Raw genomic sequence first — 22070 nt, forward strand, 5'->3', positions numbered from 1 at the left:
CTCGGCCGCACTGGGGCGCAGGTCAGGGGGGTGGGACGGGGGGTGGGACGGGGCGCGGGTCGGGCGGAGCCCGCGTGGCGCCAACTTCCCTGCGGGACGGGCCTGGTGTCCACTTGTGTGGCGGATCGGCCCGGTTTAGGGGGGTCGGGGGCGCGGGCGGGGGGCTCGGCTTGAGAGGATCGGCCCGGAAACGGGATGGACGGGAGATGGGGTGAGACGTGGTCGGTGCCGTGCTGGTCGGTGTCCTGGTGATCGTGGTCGGCGGGTGCGTGTGCGTGGTGTGGGCCGAACGCGGCGGCCCCCGCTGGGTGCGCGCCGTGGCGTCCGTGACGCTCGCCTCGGGGTCCCTGCTGCGCCGCTCCGCGCGCAGCCGGCGCCGGAACCGGAGCCTGAGCGGCGGTGACAGCGGCGACGGTGGCGGCGGGGATGGCGGCAGCGGTGGCGGCGGCAGCAGCGATGGCGGCTGAGCGCCCCGCCCGCGGGCGCGACGACGACGAACGGCTGCGGCGGGTCTTCGAGGCGGTGCTGGCCGAGACCCTGTCCGGGACCGGGCCGCTCACTTGCACGGGCCTGGACGAGGACACCGAGAACGCGCTCTGGGCGGTCTGGGAGGCGTACCCGCACGCTTCGGCAGAGTTGGTGCAGGCCGCGCGGCGCGCCTTCGCCGGCCAGCTGGACGGCGGCAACGCGGCCCGCTGGCGCGCGGAACTCGCCGCCCGGGCGATCGCCGGGCGCCGCCCCGGCGGCTGAGCGTGCGGCCCCGGACGTCCGGGCGTCCCCGGCCGCGTGGGCGGCCGGGGACGGGGACGGTCGGGGGCGTCAGCTCTCGGTGGAGCGGCGGCGGGAGGCGACGACGAGCGCCGCACCCGCGGCCAGGGCCGCGGCGGCGCCGCCGGCCTCCCAGCCGAGGCCCTCGGTGCCGGTGGCGGCGAGCTGGCCGGGGCGGGTGGTGACCGTGGTGGCGCCCGTGGTGGCCGTGGCCGTCCCGGCGGTGGTGCCCGTCGTGGTCGTGCCCGTGGTCGTGCCCGCGGTGGTGCCCGTCGTGGTGGTCAGGGCGGCGGGCTGGACGGCCGACTGGGCGCCGGTGGCGGTCTGCGGCTGCTCGGCGGGCCGGGCCGGCTGCGGGGCCGGCTTGTTCGCGGCCTCGTCCTCGGCGCGGGCCGTGAACTGGCCCTCCTTCAGGAACTTCACGACGTCCTCGTCGGTGCCGTCCAGCGCCCGGCCGGCGGCCTCGCGCACGGCCCGCCCGCCGGCCGACATGATCTGGGCGAGCTTCACCCGGTTGTCGTCGGCCCGCTGCTTGGGGAGCTCGACGTCCAGGAAGTGCCGCACGTCGGCGACGGTGCCCGCGAGGGCCTTCTCCCCCGCCTCGCGCACGCCCGGACCGGTCTCCTTGTCGTCGAGGATGCCCTGCACCTTGGCGCGGGCCTCGTCCTCGGCGCGGGCGATGAACTGGCCCTCCTTCAGAAAGGCCAGGACTTCCTGGTTGCTGCCGGATATCGCCTTCCGGGCGGCCGCCTTCACCGCCGGCCCGGCGCCGTCGAAGATCCGGGCGACCATCACCCGGTTGTCGGTCTGACGCCGCTCGTCGAGTTCGACGTCCAGGAAGTGCCGCACGTCGGCGGCCGTGCCCGCGAGGGCCTTCTGGGCGGCCTCGTGCACAGCCGGGCCGGTCTCCTTGTCGGCCAGGATGCTCTGCACCTTGGCGCGGGCCTCGTCCTCGGCACGGGCGATGAACTGGCCCTCGTTCAGGAAGTCCAGGACTTCCTGGCTGCTGCCGTACATCGCCTTCTCGGCGGCCTTCTTCAGCACCGGCCCGGCATCGTTGGAGATCCAGACGACCTTCAGCCGGTTGTCGCGCTGGCGCCACTCGCCGAGTTCGACGTCCAGGAAGTGCCGCACGTCGGCGGCCGTGCCCGCGAGGGCCTTCTCCCCGGCCTCGCGCACGCCCGGGCCGGTCTCCTTGTCGGCCAGGATGCTCTGGACCTTGGCACGGTCCTCGTCCTCGGCGCGGGCGATGAACTGGCCCTCCTTGAGGAACTTCGCGACGTCCTCGGCGGTGCCGCCCCGCAGGGCGGCCGTGGCGGCCTTCTTGACGGCCGGCCCGCCGACGGCGAGGACCTGGTAGGCCCTCACCCGGTTGTCGATCACGCGCTGGTCGTGGAGCTCGACGTCCAGGAAGTGCCGCAGGTCGGCGGCGGTGCCGTTCAGCGCCTTCTGGGCGGCCTCGCGCACGCCCGGGCCGCTCTCCTTGTCGGCGAGGACGCGCCGCACCTCGGCGCGGTCGTGCTCCTCCTGGCCCGTTGCCTGGTCCTCGGCACCCTTGGACGCGGTGTCAGGGCCGGAGACGCCGGCCGGCTGGGGGTTGTCGGCGGCGGAGGCCATCGACGGGAAGAGGACGGTGGGGGCCAGGACGGCGGCCGCGACGACGGCGGACACCCGGGGCAGCTTCATTCAGCACCTTGCGTTGTGCGGAGAGATTGTGAACGTCCGCCAGCATAGATCGTCTTTTACGGTTGCCATACCAAGTATTTGCTAACGCCCGCACCGCACCCCCGCAGCACTCGCAGCACCCCGCAGCGCCCGCGCGGCCCCAGACCCTAGGGTGGGGCGGATGAGCTTCCACGTGGTTGTCGGATACGGGCCCGCCGGGGCCGCCACCGCCCGCCTGCTGGCCGGGCAGGGGCACACCGTACGGGTCGTCACCAGGTCGGGGAGCCCCGCGCGGGGCGGGGCCCCGGTGCCCGGCATCGAGCACGTGGCGCTGGACGCGGGCGATCGCGCGCGGCTTGCGGAGGCCGCACGCGGCGCGGCGGCGATCTACGGCTGCGCGGCGCCGCCGCTGCCGCAGTGGGCGGCGCGGTGGCCGGCGCTGGCCTCCTCGCTGTGCGCGGCGGCCGAGGCCACCGGGGCGGTGCTGGTCATGCTCGGCAACCTCTACGGATACGGCCCGGTGCGGGCTCCGATGACCGAGGACCTGCCGCTGGCCGCGGCCGGCCCCAAGGGACGGGTGCGGGCGGCGGCGTGGGAGCAGGCCCGGGCGCTGCACGGGGCCGGGCGGATCCGGGCGGTCGAGGTGCGGGCCTCGGACTTCTTCGGCCCCGGGGTGACGGACGGCGGGCACCTGGCCTCGCGGGTGATGCCGGGCCTGCTGAAGGGCCGGAACATCGCGGTGCTCGGCGACCCGGACGCGCCGCACAGCTGGACGTACCTGCCGGACGTGGCACGGGCGTTGGCCGAGGTCGCGGGCGAGGAGCGGGCCTGGGGGCGGGCCTGGCACGTGCCGACGGCCCCCGCGCTGCCGGTGCGCGCGATGGTGGAGCGGCTGGCGGCGCAGGCGGGCGTCGGACCGGTCGCGGTGCGCCGGCTCCCGCAGGCGCTGCTGGGCGCGGCGGGGCTGTTCTCCCCACTGCTGCGTGAACTGCGGGAGGTCCGTTACCAGTTCGACCGCCCGTTCGTGGTGGACTCCTCCGCCTACGAGGCCGCGTTCGCGGTGCGCGCGACCGCGCTGGAGGAGCAGGTGGAGGCGACGGTGCGGTGGTGGCGGGAGCGGGCGCAGGGGCGTTGAGCCCCCGGGCCGGTCAGTGCTTGAGGGCGTCGGCGCCGCGGTAGCCGGCGGGCACGCCCCGGGCGAAGACCACGTCGGCGTTCATATGGCGGGTGCGCAGCGGGAGGATCTCCTGGTAGGCGGGTGAGTCGTACCAGGCGCGCAGGCGTTGGTGGTCGGGGAACTCGATGAGGATGAGGTCCTGTCCCCAGGTGCCTTCGACGGTCTCGATCCGGTCGCCGTGGATGAGGAAGCGTCCGTCGAAGGGGTCCAGGGTGGCGTCGATGCGCTGGAGGTACTCGACGATGTCGGGGCCGAACTCGACCGAGTGGACCTGGGCTATCGCGTAGGCGGTCATCGCTGTGCTCCTGGGGGGGGGTTGGTCCGGTGTGCGTGGTCTCCGACGGTACGGGTGGGGGCGGTGGGGGCGAATCCGTCGCGGATCGGTAGGGGGTACGTAGCGCGGCCGCCCCCGGCGGGTTGCCGGGGGCGGGTCTGGCGGGTGGTCGGGTCGTGGGTGGTCGGGTCGTGGCGGGTGGTCAGGTCATGCCGGGTCGGGCGGTCAGGTCGTGGCGGTGTCCGTGGCGGCGGGTGCCGGGCGGGCGGTGGCGGGTGCGGCCCCGGTGGGCGGGGCGGGGATGGTGGCGGCGACCGCGGCGGCGGCCAGGGCCACGCCGCAGCCGATCAGCAGGCCGACCCTGAAGCCGCTCTCCGAGGGCAGGGTGTGGCCGCCGAGGGTGGTGGTCAGCTGGGCGAGGACCACGCCGACCACGGCGGCGGAGACGGAGGTGCCGAGCGAGCGCATCAGGGTGTTGAAGCTGTTCGCGGACGCCGTCTCGGACAGCGGCACGGCGCTCATGATCAGTGCGGGCATCGCGCCGTAGGCCAGGCCGACGCCGCTGTTGCACACCAGTGTGACGACCAGGACGCCCCAGGTGGAGCCGATGAGCACCATCGAGAGTCCGTATCCGGCGGCGATCGCGAGGGAGCCGGCGACCAGGGTGAACTTGGGGCCGCGCGCGGCCGACAGGCGTGCGCCCAGTGGTGAGACGGCCATCATCATCAGGCCGGAGGGCGCCATCCACAGGCCCATCGCCAGCATCGAGCGGCCCAGGCCGTAGCCGGTGGCCTCGGGGAGCTGGAGCAGCTGCGGGATGATCAGCGCCTGCGCGTACATGCCGAAGCCGACCAGGACGGATGCGGCGTTGGTCAGCAGGACCCGGGGGCGGGCCGTGACCCGCAGGTCCACCAGCGGTTCGGGGCAGCGCAGTTCCCACCGGCCCCAGGCGAGGAGCAGGACGACGGCGGCGGCGAACAGGCCGAGGGTGAGGGGGTCGGTCCAGCCCCAGTCGGCGCCCTTGGAGACGGGCAGCAGGAGGCAGACCAGTCCGGCGCCCAGGCCCGCCGCGCCGACGGGGTCGAAGCGGCCGCCGGCGGGGCGCCGGGCGGGGGCGGGGACGAGGAAGCGGATCATCGCGGCGACGACGAGGGTGAGGGCGGCGGCGCCCCAGAACAGGGCCCGCCAGCTGGCGTACTGGGCGACGGCGGCGGCGATCGGCAGGCCGAGGCCGCCGCCGATCCCCATCGAGGCGCTGACCAGGGCGATGGCGGAGCCGAGCCGTTCGGGCGGCAGGACTTCGCGCAGCAGGCTGATGCCGAGCGGGACGACGCCCATGCCCATGCCCTGGAGGCCGCGGCCGATGATCATCGGTACGGCCGCGGAGGCGAGGGCGCACAGGACCGATCCGATGAACAGCGGCACGCAGCAGGCCAGGAGCATGCGGCGTTTGCCCAGCAGGTCGCCCAGGCGTCCGCTGATCGGGACGAAGACGGCGCCGGCGAGCAGGGTCGCGGTGATCGCCCAGGAGGCGTTGGACGGCGTGGTGTGCAGCAGTCGGGGCAGTTCGCCGATCAGCGGGGTGACCAGGGTCTGCATGATCGCGGCCACGGTGCCGGTGAAGGCGAGGGTGGCGACGATGCCGGTGGTGGGGGTGGTACCGGCGACCGGGGCGGTGGGGGCGGTCGTGCCGCCGGGCTGGGGGCCGTCCATGGCGGGCTCCTCGGGAACGAAATGTGTATCGTGCATATTATGTGCATCGAGCACACTACATCGCCGGGTACCGCCGTCACACCCCTTTGCCATACTGGACAAGGCCCGCGAAACCCGCAGGTCAGCGGTGCGGCGATGAGGGTGAAGGGCGAAGGACGACGGCATGGGAGAACGTACGGACCTGGTCGAGTTCGAGTACATGGTGCTCGGCCGCCACCACTACCTGAGCCAGTCCGCCGCCCGCCCGCGCGGCAGCACCCTGGAGCGCAGCGCGTACATCCTGCTCAGCCGCATCCGCATCCAGGGCCCGATGTCCATCGGCGAGCTGAGCGAGGCCTTCAACCTCGACGCCTCCACCCTCAACCGGCAGACCGCCGCCATGACCCGGGCCGGCCTGGTCGAGCGGATCGCCGACCCCGACGGCGGGATGGCCCGCAAGTTCCGCCTCACCGACGAGGGCGACCGCCGCCTCGACGAGGAGCGCGAGGCCCACGTGGAGGCCCTGGACCGGGTGATGGCCGGCTGGTCCGCCCAGGACGTCACCACCTTCGCCGCCTACCTGCGCCGCTTCAACACCGACATCGAGCACCTCGACGGGCGCCCCTGGCCGCGCCCCTGACCAGTCGGGTGTCGAACGACCCCCCAGGAAACTGGGATACCGGCGATTGATCGCGCGCTGACAAGCTGACCGCGGCGGACGGGACCGGGTGGCCCGGGGGGCCCTCCGGACCGGCCGCCGCCCCTCGTCGTCTCCCCTCCTTGGAGAGCACTGTGCGTTCGCTAGTCCGGCGTATCGTCCTCGGCATCGCGCTGGCCCTGACCGGCCTGGTGCTGGTCCCGGGCGGCTCGGCCTCGGCCGACACCCCCTCGACGGTCCTGTTCAACCAGAAGTCCGAGCGCTGTCCCAACGGCGCGATATGGGGCGGGCAGGGTCTGCACCCCTGCGCGCCGTCCGACAACCCGGGCCAGTGGGTGTTCAAGCCCGTCCCGGGCCTGCCGAGCGTCTACACCGTCAACAACGCCGCCGACCAGCGCTCCTGCCTGACGGTCGACAGCACCCCCTCCGGCGTCCAGTGCTACGCCAACAACACCTCGCAGATGTGGCGGGTCACGCCGTGGACCGCGGCCGACAGCACGCCGCGCTACGGCCTGCTCGGGATCCGGCTGCAGAACATCTCCACCTCCCAGTGCCTGGACAACACCGAGCACAGGATCGGCGGCGGCTGGCGGCTCTACATGTTCGACTGCAACCAGGGCGGGTACCAGGAGTGGGACATCGCCCGCAACACCTACGAGGCCCTGTTCGGCGGCGTCGCCACCCACAACGGCATGACCTGGGCCGCCCTTGAGCAGCGCGCCGACAACGTCGTGCACGTCGGCAACGACAACAGCAGCAACGCGTACAGCGGCGACACCCCCGCCACCGCGCAGCTGCCCGTGCTGTGCCTCAAGCAGGACGGCCGCCCCGCCCCCTCCGGCGTGCCCACCAGTGGCTTCCACAGCTGGGCCGGCGGCGAGGTGAAGGCCACCATCCCCACCTCCGGCAGCCAGCTCACCAGCCGGGCAGCCGCTGACCAGCTCTGCGCCGGCTACTTCGGCGCCGGCTTCCGGATGGCCGAGTTCCACGACGCCTCGGGCTGGGGCCTGTGGGCCAACGGCACCCTGCCCGTCGGCGGCCGCTTCTGGACCGCCATCACCGACCAGCCGGCCAACCCCTGGAGCTGACCGCACCCGGACGAGGGAGGGCGGGCGCCGACCCCGGCGCCCGCCCCTTCTCATTGCCGAAGTGCGCACCGACCCCGAGTCGGCCACCTGGTTCCCGGCGGTACCGGTCAGGTCGCGCGCTGGCCGTGGAGGAGGACGGGCAGGGCGCGGCCCGCCAACGCCTCGCTGACGCGGGCGGATTGGGAGGGGGCCATGACGTCGGGGAGCCGGCGGACGGGGACGAAGCGGGCGCCGAACAGGCCGCTGCGGTGCTGCGGCGGGACGGTGAGGTGGGCGGCGGCGTGCTCGGTGAGGGTGCCGCCGTCGAAGACGAGGTTGAGGCGTTCCAGGTAGCGGTCGGCGGGGGTGAAGTCGACCGCCAGGACGTCGGCGAGGCGCAGGTTGAGGCCGGTCTCCGCGTGCAGGTGGCGGGCGGCGGCGAGGTGCGGGGGCTCGTTCGGTTTCGCGGCGCCGCCGGGGAGGATCAGGCCGTCCATGTAGTCCGGGTCCACGAGGAGCACGTCGCCGCGCGGGTTGCGGACGAGGACGAGGCAGCCGAGCCGGCACACCGGCGGCTTGGCGAGGAGACGGGGGTCGCGCATCGGGTGGTTCACCTTCTGAGGGCTGCGAGGAGTACGAGGGAGAAGCCCGCCAACCAAAGGAGGCGGACGAGGAGTTCAGCCGTCATGCGTGAGGCGCTCGTAGCGCAGCCCCTTGCGGAGCAGGTCGACGACCCGCAGGAGTTCGGACGGGTGGGCGCAGCCGAGGCCGATGAGGTAGCAGCCGGTCCTGCGGCCGTGCTCCCAGTCGACTTCGACGGAGGGCAACTTCACCCCGCCCAGGGCGAGGACGGTCGTCAGGTCGTCCAGGACGTCGGCTGCCTGCCGCCGCTGGTCGGCCGTGGCGCGGTCGAGGGCGGATCCCATCACGCCCCCACCTGCCGCCGAACCTCGAACCCCCGCCAGGCGCTGAAGGCGGCGGAGAACGAGGAGAAGGACGCCAGCTCACCCGAGGTACCGCTGCGCAGCCACTCCCCCGTCGTCTCGTTCCGCACCCGGTAACACCGGCCCTCCGGGTCCCACCGCACCCCGTAGCCGTGGAGCTTGACACCAACAGTCACCTTACGGCTCCTCTCTGTGTTCGTACGGAGAGGTTCTCGTGGTGGCCACGCAATCAACAGGGACGGAACGTCCTAGTTTTGGGATCTAGTCAGTCAGCCCCAGGGAGCGGGCAAGCCTCTTCAGGCCGGGCGGGCGCGCCGGACCCGCCCAGAGGTCGGAGACGATGGCCACGGCAAGGGTGTGATGCCGCATCCAGCCCGGCGCTACTCGCTGGAGCTTCTCCAAGGTCGACACCGCTCCCGCCGCGTCCCCCATGTCCGTGTACGCGCGCGCTACGTCCAGGAGCAGCCAGGTCCGCCAGGACACCGGGGTGTCGTTGCTGAGCCTGATTCCCTTCGCGAGCCCCAAGGCTTCCTCCGGCCGGGCGAATTGGACCGCGAGCCGAACCCGCTCGATGCGCACCGAGGAGCTGTTGAACACGCTGACCATCCGGCCGTCGGCCGAGGCAGGAAGCTTCGAAAGGCGTCTGGTCGCCTGCTCTGCGGTCAGCATCATCTCGGATGCCCCGTCATAGTCGCCGCTTCGGGCCGTGCTGGTCGCTGCGGACATGATCAGTCCGCCCCACACCTTGAGCCCCTCCGCCTTCGACGAGTGCTCGTTCTCCACTCCGTCCGCTGCGTGGATGGCCAGCGTCTGCGCGTCGCCGAGCCGGTTCTGGCGCTGATACGCCCAGGCCACCGAGTTGCAGATCATCGCTCCCAGCAGCGGGTCTTCCGCCGAGTCCGCTGCCGCTATTGCCCGTTCGAGACTGGACAGGCCGAGATCCGTCTTCCCGAGGCGGATCGCGAGATGCCCGCCCAGTTGGAGAGCCTTGCCGAGCGCATGGTTACCGGCCAGGCGGTCCTCGCCGCGGCCCACGGCCGCGGCGAGGCGGGCATCCGCGATTATCGCCGGCAACGTCTCCATGACCCTGCCGAAGTCGGCTGCGTGATACAGGGTCCAGGCCTCTGCGATCTCGCCACGCAGCAGCGGAATCGACAACTTCTCCACGCCGTCCGCCACCGGCAGCGGCGTGAACAAGGGCGGCATGATCGCCCGCCGCACCGCGACCAGGCCAGGCGGGTCCGCATCACCTGTCGACGGCACTGCCGGCGGATCGCCCAGAAGCGCAGTCAGCTCAACACCAAGCCCCTTGGCCAGCGCGTGAAGTGTCGGAAGCCGTGCCGAATGCTTCCGCTGCTGCTCAAGCTTCCGAACCACATCCACCGACACGCCCGACTTCTCAGCCAGGCCCTCCTGCGTCAGATCGGCCAAGCGCCGCAGCCGCTTGACCCGATCCCCAAGATGATCGCTCGCCATGCTTCCGACACTACGCGCACGCACGCCCCGACCAGCGCGAGTTGCCAACCCCGCACCCCAACTCACCACCCACGCGCCGCCGCCCCCATCTGGGGGCGGCGGCCGGGAAGCCTAACCCGACGCCGGAGTGGAAAGTCATCCCCACCGACTTCCCACTCCACCCGCACAAGGCAACGAGATGGCAACCACCTGGCGCAAGAGTTCGCACAGTGGCCAGGGCGGCGAATGCATCGAGGTGGCCGAGGGTTTCGCCAACGTGACACCCGTCCGCGACTCCCAGGACCCTCACGGCCCGGATCTCCTCTTCCCCGCCGAGGACTCGAGCGAGAAATCGCAGGCGCCGCCAAGGGGCGTCTCATATCCTCGTCCTCACCGGTTCGCCGACTAGCCACTGAGGATTGTGTGAAGCACTCCGATCTCCACGCCAGGATTCCATTGCTCGTGAAGACCATGGCCGCTGCCGACCACAGCCCGGATGCTCAGCTGATGCAGACACGCCACCGCGCTTCACTCGTGGAGAGCTGGGACATCGAGCCCGGCTCCACCGTCCTCGAACTGGGTTGCGGGCAGGGCGATATGACCGCCGTCCTCGCGGAGGCTGTCGGACCCCAGGGACGCGTGGTGGCCGTCGATGTCGCCGATCCGACCTACGGGGCGCCGGTCACGCTCGGGGAATCGGCGGCCCGGCTCGCGACGAGCCCGGTCGGGCCGCGCATCGACTTCCGTTTCAGCACGGATGTCCGCGACCTGTCGGTCGACTTCCCCTCCGACGCCTTCGACCACGTCGTGCTCGCCCACTGCTCCTGGTACTTCGCCTCGCTCGGGCAGCTGCGCGACACGCTGGCCCGGGTGCGGCCCTGGGCGCGGCGGCTGTGGTTCGCCGAGTGGGACCTGACGCCCTCCTGCGGCGACCAGCTGGCGCACCTGCTCGCAGTACTGATCCAGGGCCAGATCGAGGCTGCGGGCTCACACGGCGAGGGCAACATCCGCACGGCCTTCTCCCGCGAGGCGCTGCTGCGGCTCCTGCCCGAGGCGGGCTGGACGGCGGACGGCGACGGGCCGGTCGACGCCGACGGACTCCAGGACGCGGACTGGGAGATCAGCGCCTGTCTCGACCTGATCACCGGAGGAGAACGGTTGGCCGCGCTGCCCGAACCGGTACGGCAACTCGTCCTCAGCCAGAGCGACGTCCTGCGGGCCGTCGCCGCACCGCACGGCAACCGCCCGCTCGCAGCGTACTGGGTCACCGCACGCTGAAGTGCCACCCCGGCCAAACCTTCCCGATGGGCCCCCTCAACTTCCCACCAGCCGCTTGGCAGGCATTCATCACCGCCATCCGAGCCGGCGAATTCGGCGCCAACCGATACTGCTCGATGGTGCCGCCGGCCCGGGCCGGGGCGGCGGCGCCTGACACTCTCGCTCTGGACGACGAGCCGACGCTGAACCACATCTGCCCGGACGGTGGGCGGGCCTGGCGAGGCACGGCCTGCGGTGGCTCGACGCCCCCGACGGCCCCGAAATCGGCGGTGGGAACGGGTGCCGGGGCCGGCGCTTCAGGCGAGGGGGGCTCTCACAGTACCCGTATCACCAGGGTCTCCCGGACGTCCAAAACGCCTGCCACCATGGACACACGCCGCAGCTTTAACCCCATCGGTTCAATTCAGCTGCCCCGAATGCGCGACCGTGTCGGCGAATTCTTCCACGACAGAACAGGCGGAGACCAATGGCGGACGATCAATTCACCACTCACGCGGAACTTTTCGACCTGAGTGGGAAGTACGCCCTTGTCACCGGCGGCACCAGGGGAATCGGGCTGATGATGGCGCGCGGCCTTCTCCAGGCGGGCGCCCGCGTCGTCATCAGCTCGCGCAAGGCAGACGCGTGCGCGGAGGCACAGCATCTGCTGTCCGAATTCGGCGACGTTCGAGCGATCCCCGCCGACCTGTCCAGGCACGACGAGTGTCAGCGCCTCGCCGGTCTTGTCCAGGCCGACTCGGAACGCCTGGACATCCTTGTCAACAACGCGGGGGCGATGTGGCGCGAGCCGCTGGCGACGTTCCCGGACGAGGCCTGGGACACGGTGATCGACCTCAACCTCAAGTCGCCGTTCTGGCTGGTGCAGGCGCTGCTCCCCGCACTTCGCAGGGCGGGCACCGCCGATGATCCCGCGCGGATCATCAACATCGGCAGTATCGCCGCCATCCACGTGGCCCAGTCGCCCAACTACTCGTACGCCAGCAGCAAAGCGGCACTCCATCAACTCACCAGGGTGCTCGCCAGGGAGCTGGGCCCGCAGCACGTCACGGTGAACGCGGTGGCACCGGGAATGTTCCCGTCGCGGATGACGGCGTCCACGCTCGACGCCGTCGGCGACACGATCGCGGCGGCGACCCCTCTGCGCCGGATCGGCCGCGACGACGACATGGCGGGTGTCGCCGTGTTTCTCGCCAGCCGGGCCGGGTCCTACCTCACGGGCACCGTCATCCCGGTGGACGGCGGCATCGCGACGACCGCATCGGGCACCCCTTAGACTGCGGGACCGGCTCACGGTGAGGGGATGGCCACGATGGATCTGCGCACCGAGATCCGGGAGTTCCTCAGCTCGCGTCGCGCCCGCATCGCACCCGCGCAGGCGGGCCTGCCCGCTTACGGCGGCAACCGTCGGGTCAAGGGTCTGCGCCGCGAGGAGGTGGCGCTACTGGCGGGGGTATCGGTCGACTACTACGTGCGCATGGAGCGCGGCCGCCTCGCCGGTGTCTCCGACGGCGTGCTCGACGCGCTGGCCTCGGCCCTGCAACTCGACGAGGCCGAGCGCGACCACCTGTTCCACCTCGCGCGCCGGTCCACGGCGCCCGGCGGACCGCGCCGGCGCAGGCCTGCCGTGGCGGTGCGCTCGACGCTGCAGCAGGTGCTCGACGCGATCTCCGGTGCGCCGGCCTGGATCGGTAACGGCCGCTACGACGTGCTCGCCACGAACCGACTCGCTCGCGCGCTGTATTCACCGGTGCCGGCCGACGCGCGACGGCCCGCGAACACCGCGCGGTTCGTCTATCTGAACCCCGAGGCGGCCAGGGATTTCTTTGTCGACTACGACCAGATCGCCGGTGCCGTGGCCGCGAAGCTGCGCATGGAAGCCGGCCGCGATCCGCACGACGAGGAGCTGATCGCCCTGGTCGGCGAACTGTCGACGTCCAGTGAGCTGTTCCGGCAGCGGTGGGCATCCCAGGACGTGCGGCTGCACCGGTCCGGCCGCAAGCGCGTGCGCCACCCGATCGTGGGCCGGCTCGACTTGGACGTCGAGTCCCTGGAACTGCCCGCCGAACCCGGACTGCACCTCAACGTCTACACCGCACCCGCGGGCACACCGGCCGCCGACAATCTGGCGCTCCTGGCGTCGTGGGCGGCCACCCAGCAGGCACCGGCGACCGGGCTCGAAGCACACAACGGATAGTCCGGCCCTTCCAGCCGTACTGGTCCGGTGGATCCGGGCCCGGTGGCGGGAACGGGCGCCGGGGTCAGTCCCACCAGAACGACCACTGGTAAGAGGCGACGAGGCCTTCGGCGTAGGCGGTCAGGGTGCCGGTGCCCTGGAAGACGAGGTCGGGGCAGAAGGCGGTGTGCTCGGCGGCCAGCGGAAGGGCCTCGGCGAGCGTGGCAGGCGGGACGGCGACGCTCAACTCCAGCGTGTCGAAACCGACTTGGACGACCTGGGCACCGAATCGGCGTTCCCAGTCGGCGAGCACGGCGGCGATCTTGGCGGTGTCGTCCTCGTGGTTGAGCGGGCCGCTCCACCCGCAGGCGGCCAGCGCCTCGGCGCCGCTGCCCGCCCGGACCAGGCCCAGGCGCGCGTCCCGTACGGACAGCAGCACGTCGGCCAGGCCGCGGGCCTCGACGCCGGGGGCGCCGTCGGGGACGGCCGCGGCGGGGGCGGTGCCGGGCCAGGCGGGGCCGAAGGGGGCCAGGGCGGCGCGGAGTTCGGCGGCGTCCTCGGCGTCGAGCGGGCCCTCGGGCCCGTCCTCGCCGGGCGCGTCCTCGCCGGTGCTGTCCTCGCCGGTGCTGTCCTCGCCGGTGCCGCCGAGCTGCTGCCACCAGCGGCGCAGCAGGGCGTCGGGGTCGTAGAGGGTGGGGTCGGAGGCGGAGGCCGGGAAGAGTTCGCCGGACAGCCAGGGGCGGTAGTCGGCGCCGTCGCCGAGGGGGACGAACAGCAGCGGCCACAGGCCGGACTGCGGGTGGGCGCGGTGGAGTTGCTGCCACAGGCCGGCGGGGGCGGGGGCGTCGCTGATCCACAGCAGCGGCTCCGGCCCGTCCTCGCCGCCGACCAGGCGGCCGGGCGGGAGGGTGGCGGGCAGGAGACGGGACAGGTCCGAGGTCATGCGGACACCGTAGGGGCGGCCACTGACACGGGAGTTCAGGCCCAGGGCAGGGCGGCGCGGGTGCGCCAGTACGCCGGGGCGGGTTCGGCCAGGGTGGCGAGGGCGGCCAGGTCGTCGGGGGTGGGGTGCAGGGTGGCGGCGGTGAGGTTGGAGGCGAGCTGGTCGAGGGTGGCCGCGCCGGACAGGACGAGGTCGGCCCAGGGCTGGGCGGCGGCCGCGGCCAGGGCGAGGGCGTCGAGGGGCGCGCCGGTGCGGGTGGCGAGGGCGCGCAGTGCGGCGGTGTCGTCCCCGGTGGCGTTGCGCCCGGCGAGGCGGCCGTTGGCCATGCCCTCCTTGACGACGACCAGCCAGCCGGCGGCGTGGGCTTCGGCCAGGGCGGGGGCGGCGGAGGGTTCGAGCAGGTTCCAGGTGGCCTGGACGGCGGTGAACAGCGGGCGGCCGTCCGCGGTGACGGCCAGGGCGGCGCGGATGGTGTCCGCCTGGGCCGGGCCGCTGGTGGACAGGCCGACCCGTACGCCCTGCCCGGCCAGGTCGGCCAGGCGTGCGTGCAGGGCGGTGTCGGTCAGGGCGGGGCTGTCGGGGGTGACGGAGTGGACCAGGTAGACGTCCAGGTGCGGGCCCAGCAGGGCGCGGGTCTCGTGGATCTGGCGGTCGAACACCGCCGTGGAGTGTTCCTTGACCTCGTGCGCGGCCACGCCGGTGGTCTGCCAGCCGGCCGTGTAGGTGTAGCCCCACTTGCTGCCGACCGTCACCTCGGCGGCGGCCTCGGGGTGTTCGGCGAGCCACTGGGCGACGAACTCCTCGGCGCGGCCGTAGGAGCGGGCGGTGTCGAGGTAGCGGACGCCGGCGGCGTAGGCGGCGTCGAGCAGGGCGTGGGTGCGGTCGCGCAGGGCCTCGACGGTGCGTTCGGCGGGCAGGTCGCCGTCACGCCCGAGGGTGATGTAGCCGGGTCGGCCGACGGCTGCGGTGCCCAGGCCGTACCGCGCGATCGGCGGGCGGTCGGCGGCGGCTCCGGTGGCGGGGTCGGTCGGCATGGCGGGGTCTCCTCGGGCGCGACGGTGCTCACCTGGGACTTTACCGTCGGGTCGGCCGGATCGGCCGGTCAGTCAGTCAGTCCGAGGCAGGCCAAGGCGGGTCAGCCGGGTCAGCCGGGTCAGCCGGGTCAGCCGGCGGCGAGGGTGGCCCGGATCCAGTCGGCGTAGGCGCGCACGTCGGTGTACAGGCCCGGGCCTTCGGAGCAGGGGACGCCCGGGGCGCCGGGGCCGGAGGTGGTGCCGATGAGCTCCCAGCGGCCGCCGCGGCCGCGCTGGATCTGCGGGCCGCCGGAGTCGCCGAAGCAGGCCATGGCCTGCGGGGTGGGGCTGGTCGTGCACAGGCGGGTGGGGCCGGCGTAGCCGGGGGCGCAGTCGGTCGCGGCGGCGCGGCGGGTGTCGAGTTCCTGGAGGCGGTCGGGGAAGACCATGTCCTCGAACTTGGGGGTGTCGACGACGGTGCCGACGCCGAGCAGCCGGGTCGGGGTGCCGGGCGGGCCGGGGCGCTGGGCGACGGCGATGGGCCGCTGGGCGACGGGGCGGTCCAGGCGCACCAGGGCGAGGTCGTCGTAGTTGGGGCGGGTCTGGCCGTCGCCGAAGCTGAAGCCGGGGTGGACGACGGTGCGGGTGATGGCCCGGACGGTGCCGCCGCTCTTGCGGTGCGCGCTGCCGATGCGCACGGTGCCGTCGAGCTTCAGCTCGCTGCCCGGGTAGCCCTGGACGCAGTGGGCGGCGGTCAGGACCCACTGGGGGTCGATCAGGGTGGCGCCGCAGGTGCCGTCGGATATCTGCTTGGCGCTCATCGGGATCGTGGCCATGAACGAGTAGCGCTCGGTGGAGTCGTGGCCGTTGACGATCGCCTGGGCGCTTCCGGTCATGGCGGTGGCGCCCAGGGCGGCGGCGAGGGCGGCGACGGCTGTGGCACGGGCGGCGCGGCGGCGGACGGTCTTGCGCTGGAGCACGGGTGACGGCCTTTCGGATCTGCTGGTTCGGATGCGTCCAGCCAACCCTGAGGCGCCGGTCCGGGACATCCGGGCAGCGGGCCGCCGTGCCCGGGGGCTAGCCCCCGGGCACGGCGGCTGGCTACCAGGGGGTCGCGGCGGGCCGGGCGTTGGTGCCCGGCGCCTGCGCCGGCCTGGGCGCGGGGGTGGCCGCGGGCCGGGTGGCGGGCGCGGGCCGGGAGGCGGGGGCGCCGAAGTCGCCGACGTCGCCGGAGGAGGTGCGGATGGCCCGGGGCGCGGGGGGCGGCAGGGAGTCGGCGGGGCGCACGGCCCGGACGGGGGCGAGGACGGGGGCCGGGGCGAGGCTCTGGTCGAGGCGGACGACGAAGTTGACGTAGTCCAGGGGCTTGTCGGGCCAGTGGCAGTCGTTGCTGGTCAGCAGGCGGCTGCGGACGCCGTCGCGTTCGGTGACGGGCCCGGGGGTGACGCGCAGGTTCGGCTGCCAGCTGCGGCCCCACAGGTGGTGTTCCAGGGTCAGCGTCCAGCTGTCCTCCTCGACTTCCAGGCTGGCGCCGACCCGGCCGGGCAGCATCCGGGTGCCGTAGGGGCCGCGCACCACCGCGCGCTGGTCGAAGCTGGCGTTCTTGCCGACCACGGTGATCCGCCACGCGCCGTGGAACCTGAGCATCGCCGCACTCCTGACGTCCTGGCGCGCCGTCCGGGCGGGCGCGCTTCCGTCGGGGTCAACGGCTGCGGGGCGGTGGGCGGCTCAGCGGTGGGTGACCCGAAGGGCCGGGGCGGACCGCGAGGGACCGGCCGGGGCCCGGTTCAGGCCGCGTCGGGGCAGGCGGCGGGGCGGGCGGAGAGGGACGCGCCGGGGGCGGTGTGGGCGAGCGCCGGGTAGCCGTGCGCGGTGAGGACGAGGTCGGCGTAGCGGCGGTCGTCGAGGGGGACGCCGTGGCGCCGGAGCAGGTCGAACAGTTCGGCGAGGCGGCGGGGTTCGGTGCCGCGCGGCAGCCCGTCGCGGGTGGTGCCCAGGATGCCGAGGACCGGCCCGTACAGGTGTGCGTCGCGGGCGGTGCGGGCGGCGCGGGCGGTCCGGCGGCGTGCCGGGGTCAGGCGCAGCAGCAGGACGAGCCGGTGGGCGCCGGAGTCGGCGTCCTGCCCGGCGTCCATCGTGAGCCCCTGGATGTCGCGCCACCGGTAGCGGCGCGGGACGAACGCCCGCACGAGGGTGAGGCCGTGGTCGTCGGCGCGCAGCCAGAAGCCGTACGGGACGGGCAGGGCCACGCCCAGGACGGCCGCGCTCGACAGCAGCAGCGCGGGGACGGCGCCCATCCGGCCGGCGTCCCCGCTGTCGGCGAGCACGATGCCCATCGCCAGGGCGAGCACGCAGCCGATGGGGGCGCCGGCGGCTCGCCACAGGAAGCCGAGCCGCACCGTCTGGTGTCGCGGCGCCGTGTTCACGGGCGCCCCCTTCCCACGTCGTGCCGTCGGCGGGGCCGGTCGGTTCGGCCGGTCCCGTGTCGGGCGTCGTTGCCTGGCGGTCCCAGGGGAGTCGGTCACACTACCGGCCTGCCGAGATCGTTCGGCCGATCCGGGGGAAACGTCAAATGTCTTTAACACGAATGGACTTGATGGCCAGTCAGGTCGACTGGCCTGCCTGCGGTCCAGGATGTCAGCCGCCGGTGGAGGGGTCAACTGACGTTGATTGGCGGTATCTTGTGATCCACGCCAGCTGATGCCGTTGGGTTATCGTGACCTGGCCGGCCCTGCCCGCCCGCCAGGAGGAGACGTGCGGGGCCCCGGTGAGGAGGGCGGGCCATGGCGGGATCGAACCGGGAGGACGGGCCGGTGGAACTGTCCGGGCTCGCGGCCAGGATCGAGGCGCTGTTCCACACCGTCCGCAGACCCGACCGCGAGCAGTACACCAACGAAGAGGTGGCCCGGGCCTGCCGCGAGGCGACCGGGGAGTCGTTCTCCACCACCTACCTGTGGCAGCTGCGCACCGGGCGCCGGGACAACCCGACCAAGCGCCACCTGGAGGCGCTCGCCCAGTTCTTCCAGGTCCCGCCCGCGTACTTCTTCGACGAGCGGCAGGGCGCGGAGATCGCCAAGGAGCTCGCGCTGCTCGGCGCGCTGCGCGACGCGGGCGTGCGCAGCCTGGCGCTGCGCGCGGTCGGCCTCTCCTCCGAGGGCCTGGACACGGTCAGCGAGCTGATCGACGTCATCGCCCGCCGGGACGCGGCCCGCCGGAACCCGGCGCCCTGACGCCGGCGGCGCGGGCGCGGGGCCGCGGGTCGCGAGTCGTCGGCGGGGCGGACGGGGTCCGGGGCTGACGGGGCGCGGGGCGGACGGGGCACGGGGGCTACGAAGACGGGGGCCAGGCACGGAGGCGGAGCCACGGCGGTCGGGAGATCGGGGGGAACGGGGCCGCTGATCGAGAAGGGGAACACAGCGTGCGGGACGACAGGTGCTACCGATCGGCGCTGCGCCGCTGCCGGCGGATGGCCGAACAGCTGGCACTGCCGAGCCCGTTCGACACCACCGTGCTACTGGAGCAAGTCGCCCGCCGGCGGGGGCGGCCGATCGACCTGCTGCCGGTGGCCGCCCGGCCCAACGCGCCCTGCGGGCTGCTGGTGTCCACCCGGGAGGCGGACTACATCCTGTACACCGCCGACACCAGCGCGCTGCACCGCCGGCACATCCTGGTCCACGAGATCGCCCACCTGCTCCTGGACCACGCCGGCTCCGCGCCGCTCGGCCCGGCCGCGGACCTCCTGCCGCACCTGTCCCCCGACCTGGTCCGGCGGGTGCTCGGGCGCACCGGCTACGACGAGCCCCAGGAGCGCGAGGCCGAGCTGCTGGCCTCCCTCATCCTCAGCCGGGCCGCCAAGGCCGACGCCGCGCACCCGCCCGGCCCCGCCCCGCACCCGGACTCGCTCGACGTCCTGGACGTCCTGCTCGCCGGCGAGCCCGGGTCCGGGTCCGGGCCCGGGCCCGCCGGCGACCGGGCGGCCGGCAGCCGGGCGGCGGGGCGTCCGTGAGCGGCCTCGTCCTCTACGGCGTCGCGCTGTTCTTCGGCCTGAGCGCCTGGCACTTCGCCCGCGGCCGCCGGACCAACCCGCGCGCCATCGCCCGCTACAGCTGCTACGCCACCGCGCTGCTCGCCGCCGCGCTGCTGCTGCTCGCCCCGCCCACCGTCCAGGCCGCCGACCAGCTGCACCGGCTCGGGATCGCGCCCGCCCTGCCCGTCCTGCTCGGCGACGTGCTGCGCATCGGCGCGGCCTGCGCGATCCGGCTGCTGGCCGGCGTCCTGCGCGATCCCGAGCTTCCCCGCCGTGCGGTGCGCCGCCAGCTGGCCCTGCTGGCCGGTGTCCTGGGGGTGCGGGCGGTCCTGTTCGTCGCCGCCGCGCCGGGCCTGGACGCCTCCGACCTCACCGCCGCGCCCTCCACCGACGCCCGTCTGGCGCTGGCCGGGTACACCGCCGCCGGCGTGCTCTACCTCGCCCACTGCCTCACCGCCCTGCTGCGCCAGCTCGCCCGGCTCGCCCGCGCCGCCGCGCCCGGGCGCCAGCGCAGCGGGCTGCGGCTGCTCACCCTGAGCCTGGTCGCGGGCCTGCTGTGGAACGCCTGGGGCGTCGACGACGTCGTCCAGGCGGCGGCCACCGGCACCCAGGCCGGCGCCGAGGACGCCCTGTGCGGGGTCCTGGGCCTGCTGTGCGTGGCGCTGCTCGCGGCGGGCCTGGGCACCACGGTGTGGCCGGCCGCGCACGCCGCCGTCCGCGGCTGGCTGCGCGCCCACCGCCGCTACCGGGCGCTGGCCCCGCTCTGGCGGGACCTGCACACCGTGCTGCCGGAGATCGCGCTCGCCCCGGCCAGCCGCCTGCCGCTGCTGCCGCCGCGCGACCCGCAGTTCGCCCTGTACCGGCGGATCATCGAGATCCACGACGCCCGGCTGATCCTGCGCCAGCACCTCGACCCGCGCACCCCGCGGTGGCTCGCCGCCGCCTCCTCGCGCTTTCCCCCGTCCGCCGCCCGGGCCGGCGCCACCGCCGAGGCCGCCGCGCTGGCGGCCGCGTTGGAACGCGCGGCCGCCGGGGCCCGGCCCAACCCCGACGCCCCGCGCACCGCCCCGGCGGCCGAACCGCCGCACGCCCTGGGGCAGGACCTGGAGTCCGAGGCCGACCAGCTGGCCCACCTCACCCGCGTCTACGCCACCTGCCCGGCCGTCGCCGAGGTCCGCGCCCGTGCCCGCGCCGCCGCCCCCTCCCCCGCCGCTCCCGACCCCGACCCGGTCGCGAGCCCCGTGCGATGAGCCGCCGGGCCGGCCGGGGGCGGCCCGGGGCGGCGGCTACCGGCGGACGGACGCCAGCGAGCGCAGCTGCACGTGGACGGCGCCCGGTTCGGTGCCGGTCAGGGCGGCGACCTCGACGGCGGGCAGGTCGAGGACCAGGTGCAGCAGCAGGACGTCCTGCTGGGGGGCGGTGAGGTGGGCGACCGGGCCGAGCGGGCGCGGGCCGGCCAGGGCGCAGACGCGTCGGCGCACCGCCTGCCAGGCGCAGGCGGCCGGGCTGGCGGTGGCCAGGGCGTCGAGCCAGTGGCCGCTGAGGTCGTCGAAGGCGCCCTGGACGGCCAGCGGGGCGTCGGCCGCGGGGAGCAGCAGGGCTGCGTAGTCGAGGTAGTGGCGCAGGTGGAGGTCGTACAGCGCCCACAGGCCCAGCGCCGGTCCGGTGGCGATGGTCGTGGCGGTGGTGGTCGTGGCGGTGGTCGGCTGTCGTGGTGGTGTCGGCATGGTTGATTCCCGAGGTGGCGCGGGTGGGTGCTGGTCCGCGGACGGGGCGCTGGTGGCGCGTCCCCGTCCGCGGACCGGGTCACACGAGTACCGGCGGGTTGTCGCCGGTGCCGTCGCGGCCCGTCCCGGCGGAGTGGCCGGGGTGGCCGGCGTCCTCGGCGCGGTCGGCGCGGTCGGCGGCCAGGCTGTTGCGCAGGGTCACCCACAGTTTGAACAGGATGTCCGTCGAGGTGCCGCTGCTGGAGGACTGCATGGCCCGGGTGAACTCCCGCTGGTACGTGCGGGAGTTCACCGGTGCCGGGGTGCGGGCATTGTTCGTCCGCTCCCAGGCCGCCGCCCACAGTGCGCGGCGGGCCTCCTTGACCCCGCAGACCTCCATGTAGGTGAGGAACACCGCCTTGCGCAGCGGGGCCTCACCCCTGAGGACCAGCGCCAGGGTGCTGGAGGGCAGGCGCCCTCCCCCGGCCCGGGCCCGGCGGTCCAGCTCCTCCAGGGAGGGCCAGTCGGCCTTGCGCCGCATCTCGTGCATCGCCCGTCGCAGGTCGGCGAGGGAGTCGACCTGTTCGGGGTTGAACCGTCGCGGCGCCCGGCGCTGGGCCCCGGAGGGGCGCGGGACGTGGGCCCAGTAGTTGGCCTGGGTCCACTTGCGGCGGGCCTTCTTGAGGTCGCCGTCGCAGGCCCGGGTGAGGGCCTCGACGACCTCCCAGTTCGGCATGGTCCGGCCGCTGGTGGCCCGTTGCAGGGTGGTCGGGTGGTAGTTGGTCCGGTCGGCGAGCTGACGGTAGGTCAGCCCCGCCTCTTCACGCTGCTCGCGCAGCAACGCGGCGAGCCGGCCCAGGGCCGGCTCGGTCGCCGCGATCGGTTTCTCCTGGCGTCCCATCGCGGTCCGGCGTTCCTTCTAGGCCCGCCCCTGCTGGAGCCTGGCATTCAACAGCAGCCCGCCGGCGGCCAGTTCGAGCGCCGCTCCCGCCGACATGCCCGTCCTCACCAGGGCGGCGGCCACGACGACCACCACGACGACCACGGCCGTCTGCGCGGGGCCGGACGGCCAGGGCAGGCCCGGTCGCGGCGGCGCCGGGTGGCCGGCGGCGCAGTGGGCGGGGGTGCGCTTCTTCTTCCGCTTCCTCGTCATCGAGGACCTCCTATATCACCGTCTACTCCAACGGACGGGCACTTCGGTGGTTGGCGTCACGCGAGGAACCCGTTTCG

The 22070-nt window shown here is 74.0% G+C and carries 27 protein-coding genes; 12 read left to right on the forward strand and 15 right to left on the reverse strand.

Annotated elements, in window-relative coordinates; genetic code table 11:
• Positions 1 to 218 precede the first annotated feature (218 nt).
• Positions 219 to 467: a hypothetical protein gene (locus tag OG556_RS00255; RefSeq protein ID WP_371515227.1), complete on the forward strand. Its 249-nt coding sequence runs from the start codon at positions 219 to 221 to the stop codon at positions 465 to 467.
• On the forward strand, positions 457 to 750 hold the full coding sequence (locus OG556_RS00260) for a hypothetical protein (RefSeq protein WP_371515228.1): 294 nt from the start codon (positions 457 to 459) through the stop codon (positions 748 to 750). Before OG556_RS00255 ends, OG556_RS00260 begins: the two co-directional genes overlap by 11 nt.
• A gap of 69 nt (positions 751 to 819) precedes the next feature.
• On the opposite strand, the gene OG556_RS00265 is transcribed toward OG556_RS00260, so the two are convergent.
• On the reverse strand, positions 820 to 2454 hold the full coding sequence (locus tag OG556_RS00265) for an ALF repeat-containing protein (protein ID WP_371515229.1): 1635 nt from the start codon (positions 2452 to 2454) through the stop codon (positions 820 to 822).
• Positions 2455 to 2614: 160 nt separating this feature from the next.
• Between OG556_RS00265 and OG556_RS00270 the strand changes: the two genes are divergently transcribed.
• Positions 2615 to 3568 carry an NAD-dependent epimerase/dehydratase family protein gene (locus tag OG556_RS00270; protein WP_371515230.1) on the forward strand — a complete coding sequence of 318 codons (954 nt, stop codon included), beginning with the start codon at positions 2615 to 2617 and terminating at the stop codon, positions 3566 to 3568.
• Positions 3569 to 3581: 13 nt separating this feature from the next.
• On the opposite strand, the gene OG556_RS00275 is transcribed toward OG556_RS00270, so the two are convergent.
• A complete protein-coding gene (locus OG556_RS00275) occupies positions 3582 to 3905 on the reverse strand; it encodes a DUF1330 domain-containing protein (protein WP_371515231.1) in 324 nt (107 codons plus the stop codon).
• Between the two features lie 204 nt (positions 3906 to 4109).
• Positions 4110 to 5597 (reverse strand): MFS transporter, encoded by a 1488-nt coding sequence (locus OG556_RS00280; protein WP_371515232.1) that lies wholly within the window; start codon positions 5595 to 5597, stop codon positions 4110 to 4112.
• A gap of 163 nt (positions 5598 to 5760) precedes the next feature.
• On the opposite strand from OG556_RS00280, the gene OG556_RS00285 reads away from it, so the two are divergent.
• Positions 5761 to 6216, forward strand: coding sequence for a MarR family transcriptional regulator (locus tag OG556_RS00285; protein WP_363586814.1), 456 nt, complete (start codon positions 5761 to 5763; stop codon positions 6214 to 6216).
• Between the two features lie 152 nt (positions 6217 to 6368).
• Positions 6369 to 7322 carry a hypothetical protein gene (locus OG556_RS00290; RefSeq protein WP_371515233.1) on the forward strand — a complete coding sequence of 318 codons (954 nt, stop codon included), beginning with the start codon at positions 6369 to 6371 and terminating at the stop codon, positions 7320 to 7322.
• A 107-nt stretch (positions 7323 to 7429) separates the two neighbouring features.
• Here OG556_RS00290 and OG556_RS00295 read toward each other — a convergent pair whose 3' ends face one another.
• The 4 genes from OG556_RS00295 to OG556_RS00310 form a co-directional block, all read right to left on the reverse strand.
• Positions 7430 to 7903 carry an NUDIX domain-containing protein gene (locus tag OG556_RS00295; protein ID WP_371515234.1) on the reverse strand — a complete coding sequence of 158 codons (474 nt, stop codon included), beginning with the start codon at positions 7901 to 7903 and terminating at the stop codon, positions 7430 to 7432.
• 75 nt (positions 7904 to 7978) lie between these two features.
• A complete protein-coding gene (locus tag OG556_RS00300; RefSeq protein WP_371515235.1) occupies positions 7979 to 8227 on the reverse strand; it encodes a hypothetical protein in 249 nt (82 codons plus the stop codon).
• A complete protein-coding gene (locus tag OG556_RS00305; protein ID WP_371515236.1) occupies positions 8227 to 8421 on the reverse strand; it encodes a hypothetical protein in 195 nt (64 codons plus the stop codon). Before OG556_RS00305 ends, OG556_RS00300 begins: the two co-directional genes overlap by 1 nt.
• A gap of 85 nt (positions 8422 to 8506) precedes the next feature.
• Positions 8507 to 9721, reverse strand: a complete 1215-nt coding sequence (locus OG556_RS00310) for a helix-turn-helix domain-containing protein (RefSeq protein ID WP_371515237.1) — start codon at positions 9719 to 9721, stop codon at positions 8507 to 8509.
• A gap of 178 nt (positions 9722 to 9899) precedes the next feature.
• Here OG556_RS00310 and OG556_RS00315 point away from each other — a divergent pair, with 178 nt between their 5' ends.
• From OG556_RS00315 to OG556_RS00330, 4 genes are all read left to right on the forward strand, one after another.
• On the forward strand, positions 9900 to 10109 hold the full coding sequence (locus tag OG556_RS00315; protein ID WP_371515239.1) for a DUF397 domain-containing protein: 210 nt from the start codon (positions 9900 to 9902) through the stop codon (positions 10107 to 10109).
• A gap of 62 nt (positions 10110 to 10171) precedes the next feature.
• Positions 10172 to 10978, forward strand: a complete 807-nt coding sequence (locus tag OG556_RS00320) for a class I SAM-dependent methyltransferase (protein WP_371522506.1) — start codon at positions 10172 to 10174, stop codon at positions 10976 to 10978.
• 466 nt (positions 10979 to 11444) lie between these two features.
• Entirely contained in the window at positions 11445 to 12251 is an 807-nt protein-coding gene (locus tag OG556_RS00325; RefSeq protein ID WP_371515240.1) for an SDR family oxidoreductase, read from the forward strand.
• Between the two features lie 27 nt (positions 12252 to 12278).
• A complete protein-coding gene (locus OG556_RS00330) occupies positions 12279 to 13172 on the forward strand; it encodes a helix-turn-helix transcriptional regulator (protein WP_371515241.1) in 894 nt (297 codons plus the stop codon).
• A gap of 64 nt (positions 13173 to 13236) precedes the next feature.
• Here the strand turns inward: OG556_RS00330 and OG556_RS00335 are convergent, their stop codons facing one another.
• The 5 genes from OG556_RS00335 to OG556_RS00355 all read right to left on the reverse strand — a co-directional run bounded on the left by OG556_RS00335 (position 13237) and on the right by OG556_RS00355 (position 17533).
• Positions 13237 to 14094 (reverse strand): DUF4253 domain-containing protein, encoded by an 858-nt coding sequence (locus tag OG556_RS00335; RefSeq protein WP_371515242.1) that lies wholly within the window; start codon positions 14092 to 14094, stop codon positions 13237 to 13239.
• 35 nt (positions 14095 to 14129) lie between these two features.
• Positions 14130 to 15128: an aldo/keto reductase gene (locus OG556_RS00340; protein WP_371515243.1), complete on the reverse strand. Its 999-nt coding sequence runs from the start codon at positions 15126 to 15128 to the stop codon at positions 14130 to 14132.
• Between the two features lie 128 nt (positions 15129 to 15256).
• Entirely contained in the window at positions 15257 to 16087 is an 831-nt protein-coding gene (locus OG556_RS00345; RefSeq protein ID WP_371515244.1) for a trypsin-like serine protease, read from the reverse strand.
• A 121-nt stretch (positions 16088 to 16208) separates the two neighbouring features.
• Positions 16209 to 16754, reverse strand: coding sequence for a hypothetical protein (locus tag OG556_RS00350; RefSeq protein ID WP_371515245.1), 546 nt, complete (start codon positions 16752 to 16754; stop codon positions 16209 to 16211).
• Positions 16755 to 16894: 140 nt separating this feature from the next.
• On the reverse strand, positions 16895 to 17533 hold the full coding sequence (locus tag OG556_RS00355; protein WP_371515246.1) for a PH domain-containing protein: 639 nt from the start codon (positions 17531 to 17533) through the stop codon (positions 16895 to 16897).
• A 357-nt stretch (positions 17534 to 17890) separates the two neighbouring features.
• Here OG556_RS00355 and OG556_RS00360 point away from each other — a divergent pair, with 357 nt between their 5' ends.
• The 3 genes from OG556_RS00360 (at position 17891) to OG556_RS00370 (ending at position 20384) form a co-directional block, all read left to right on the forward strand.
• Positions 17891 to 18337 (forward strand): XRE family transcriptional regulator, encoded by a 447-nt coding sequence (locus OG556_RS00360; RefSeq protein WP_371515247.1) that lies wholly within the window; start codon positions 17891 to 17893, stop codon positions 18335 to 18337.
• Positions 18338 to 18525: 188 nt separating this feature from the next.
• Positions 18526 to 19113 (forward strand): ParH-like protein, encoded by a 588-nt coding sequence (locus tag OG556_RS00365; protein ID WP_371515248.1) that lies wholly within the window; start codon positions 18526 to 18528, stop codon positions 19111 to 19113.
• On the forward strand, positions 19110 to 20384 hold the full coding sequence (locus OG556_RS00370; protein ID WP_371515249.1) for an MAB_1171c family putative transporter: 1275 nt from the start codon (positions 19110 to 19112) through the stop codon (positions 20382 to 20384). The genes OG556_RS00365 and OG556_RS00370 overlap by 4 nt, the downstream gene beginning before the upstream one ends.
• 36 nt (positions 20385 to 20420) lie before the next feature.
• On the opposite strand, the gene OG556_RS00375 is transcribed toward OG556_RS00370, so the two are convergent.
• From OG556_RS00375 to OG556_RS00385, 3 genes are all read right to left on the reverse strand, one after another.
• A complete protein-coding gene (locus OG556_RS00375; protein ID WP_371515250.1) occupies positions 20421 to 20861 on the reverse strand; it encodes a hypothetical protein in 441 nt (146 codons plus the stop codon).
• Between the two features lie 79 nt (positions 20862 to 20940).
• A complete protein-coding gene (locus OG556_RS00380; RefSeq protein ID WP_371515251.1) occupies positions 20941 to 21741 on the reverse strand; it encodes a helix-turn-helix domain-containing protein in 801 nt (266 codons plus the stop codon).
• Positions 21742 to 21759: 18 nt separating this feature from the next.
• Positions 21760 to 21993: a hypothetical protein gene (locus tag OG556_RS00385; protein WP_371515252.1), complete on the reverse strand. Its 234-nt coding sequence runs from the start codon at positions 21991 to 21993 to the stop codon at positions 21760 to 21762.
• Positions 21994 to 22070 lie beyond the last annotated feature (77 nt).

The sequence above is a fragment of the Kitasatospora sp. NBC_01300 genome (assembly GCF_041435235.1).
Lineage (GTDB): Bacteria > Actinomycetota > Actinomycetes > Streptomycetales > Streptomycetaceae > Kitasatospora.

Bases quoted from the DNA above. Each gene is read 5' to 3' on its own strand.
- OG556_RS00260 (WP_371515228.1), top strand. From the start codon at position 457: ATGGCGGCTGAGCGCCCCGCCCGCGGGCGCGACGACGACGAACGGCTG.
- OG556_RS00265 (WP_371515229.1), bottom strand. From the start codon at position 2,454: ATGAAGCTGCCCCGGGTGTCCGCCGTCGTCGCGGCCGCCGTCCTGGCC.
- OG556_RS00270 (WP_371515230.1), top strand. From the start codon at position 2,615: ATGAGCTTCCACGTGGTTGTCGGATACGGGCCCGCCGGGGCCGCCACC.
- OG556_RS00275 (WP_371515231.1), bottom strand. From the start codon at position 3,905: ATGACCGCCTACGCGATAGCCCAGGTCCACTCGGTCGAGTTCGGCCCC.
- OG556_RS00280 (WP_371515232.1), bottom strand. From the start codon at position 5,597: ATGGACGGCCCCCAGCCCGGCGGCACGACCGCCCCCACCGCCCCGGTC.
- OG556_RS00285 (WP_363586814.1), top strand. From the start codon at position 5,761: ATGGGAGAACGTACGGACCTGGTCGAGTTCGAGTACATGGTGCTCGGC.
- OG556_RS00295 (WP_371515234.1), bottom strand. From the start codon at position 7,903: ATGCGCGACCCCCGTCTCCTCGCCAAGCCGCCGGTGTGCCGGCTCGGC.
- OG556_RS00300 (WP_371515235.1), bottom strand. From the start codon at position 8,227: ATGGGATCCGCCCTCGACCGCGCCACGGCCGACCAGCGGCGGCAGGCA.
- OG556_RS00310 (WP_371515237.1), bottom strand. From the start codon at position 9,721: ATGGCGAGCGATCATCTTGGGGATCGGGTCAAGCGGCTGCGGCGCTTG.
- OG556_RS00315 (WP_371515239.1), top strand. From the start codon at position 9,900: ATGGCAACCACCTGGCGCAAGAGTTCGCACAGTGGCCAGGGCGGCGAA.
- OG556_RS00320 (WP_371522506.1), top strand. From the start codon at position 10,172: ATGGCCGCTGCCGACCACAGCCCGGATGCTCAGCTGATGCAGACACGC.
- OG556_RS00325 (WP_371515240.1), top strand. From the start codon at position 11,445: ATGGCGGACGATCAATTCACCACTCACGCGGAACTTTTCGACCTGAGT.
- OG556_RS00330 (WP_371515241.1), top strand. From the start codon at position 12,279: ATGGCCACGATGGATCTGCGCACCGAGATCCGGGAGTTCCTCAGCTCG.
- OG556_RS00335 (WP_371515242.1), bottom strand. From the start codon at position 14,094: ATGACCTCGGACCTGTCCCGTCTCCTGCCCGCCACCCTCCCGCCCGGC.
- OG556_RS00340 (WP_371515243.1), bottom strand. From the start codon at position 15,128: ATGCCGACCGACCCCGCCACCGGAGCCGCCGCCGACCGCCCGCCGATC.
- OG556_RS00350 (WP_371515245.1), bottom strand. From the start codon at position 16,754: ATGCTCAGGTTCCACGGCGCGTGGCGGATCACCGTGGTCGGCAAGAAC.
- OG556_RS00360 (WP_371515247.1), top strand. From the start codon at position 17,891: ATGGCGGGATCGAACCGGGAGGACGGGCCGGTGGAACTGTCCGGGCTC.
- OG556_RS00375 (WP_371515250.1), bottom strand. From the start codon at position 20,861: ATGCCGACACCACCACGACAGCCGACCACCGCCACGACCACCACCGCC.
- OG556_RS00380 (WP_371515251.1), bottom strand. From the start codon at position 21,741: ATGGGACGCCAGGAGAAACCGATCGCGGCGACCGAGCCGGCCCTGGGC.
- OG556_RS00385 (WP_371515252.1), bottom strand. From the start codon at position 21,993: ATGACGAGGAAGCGGAAGAAGAAGCGCACCCCCGCCCACTGCGCCGCC.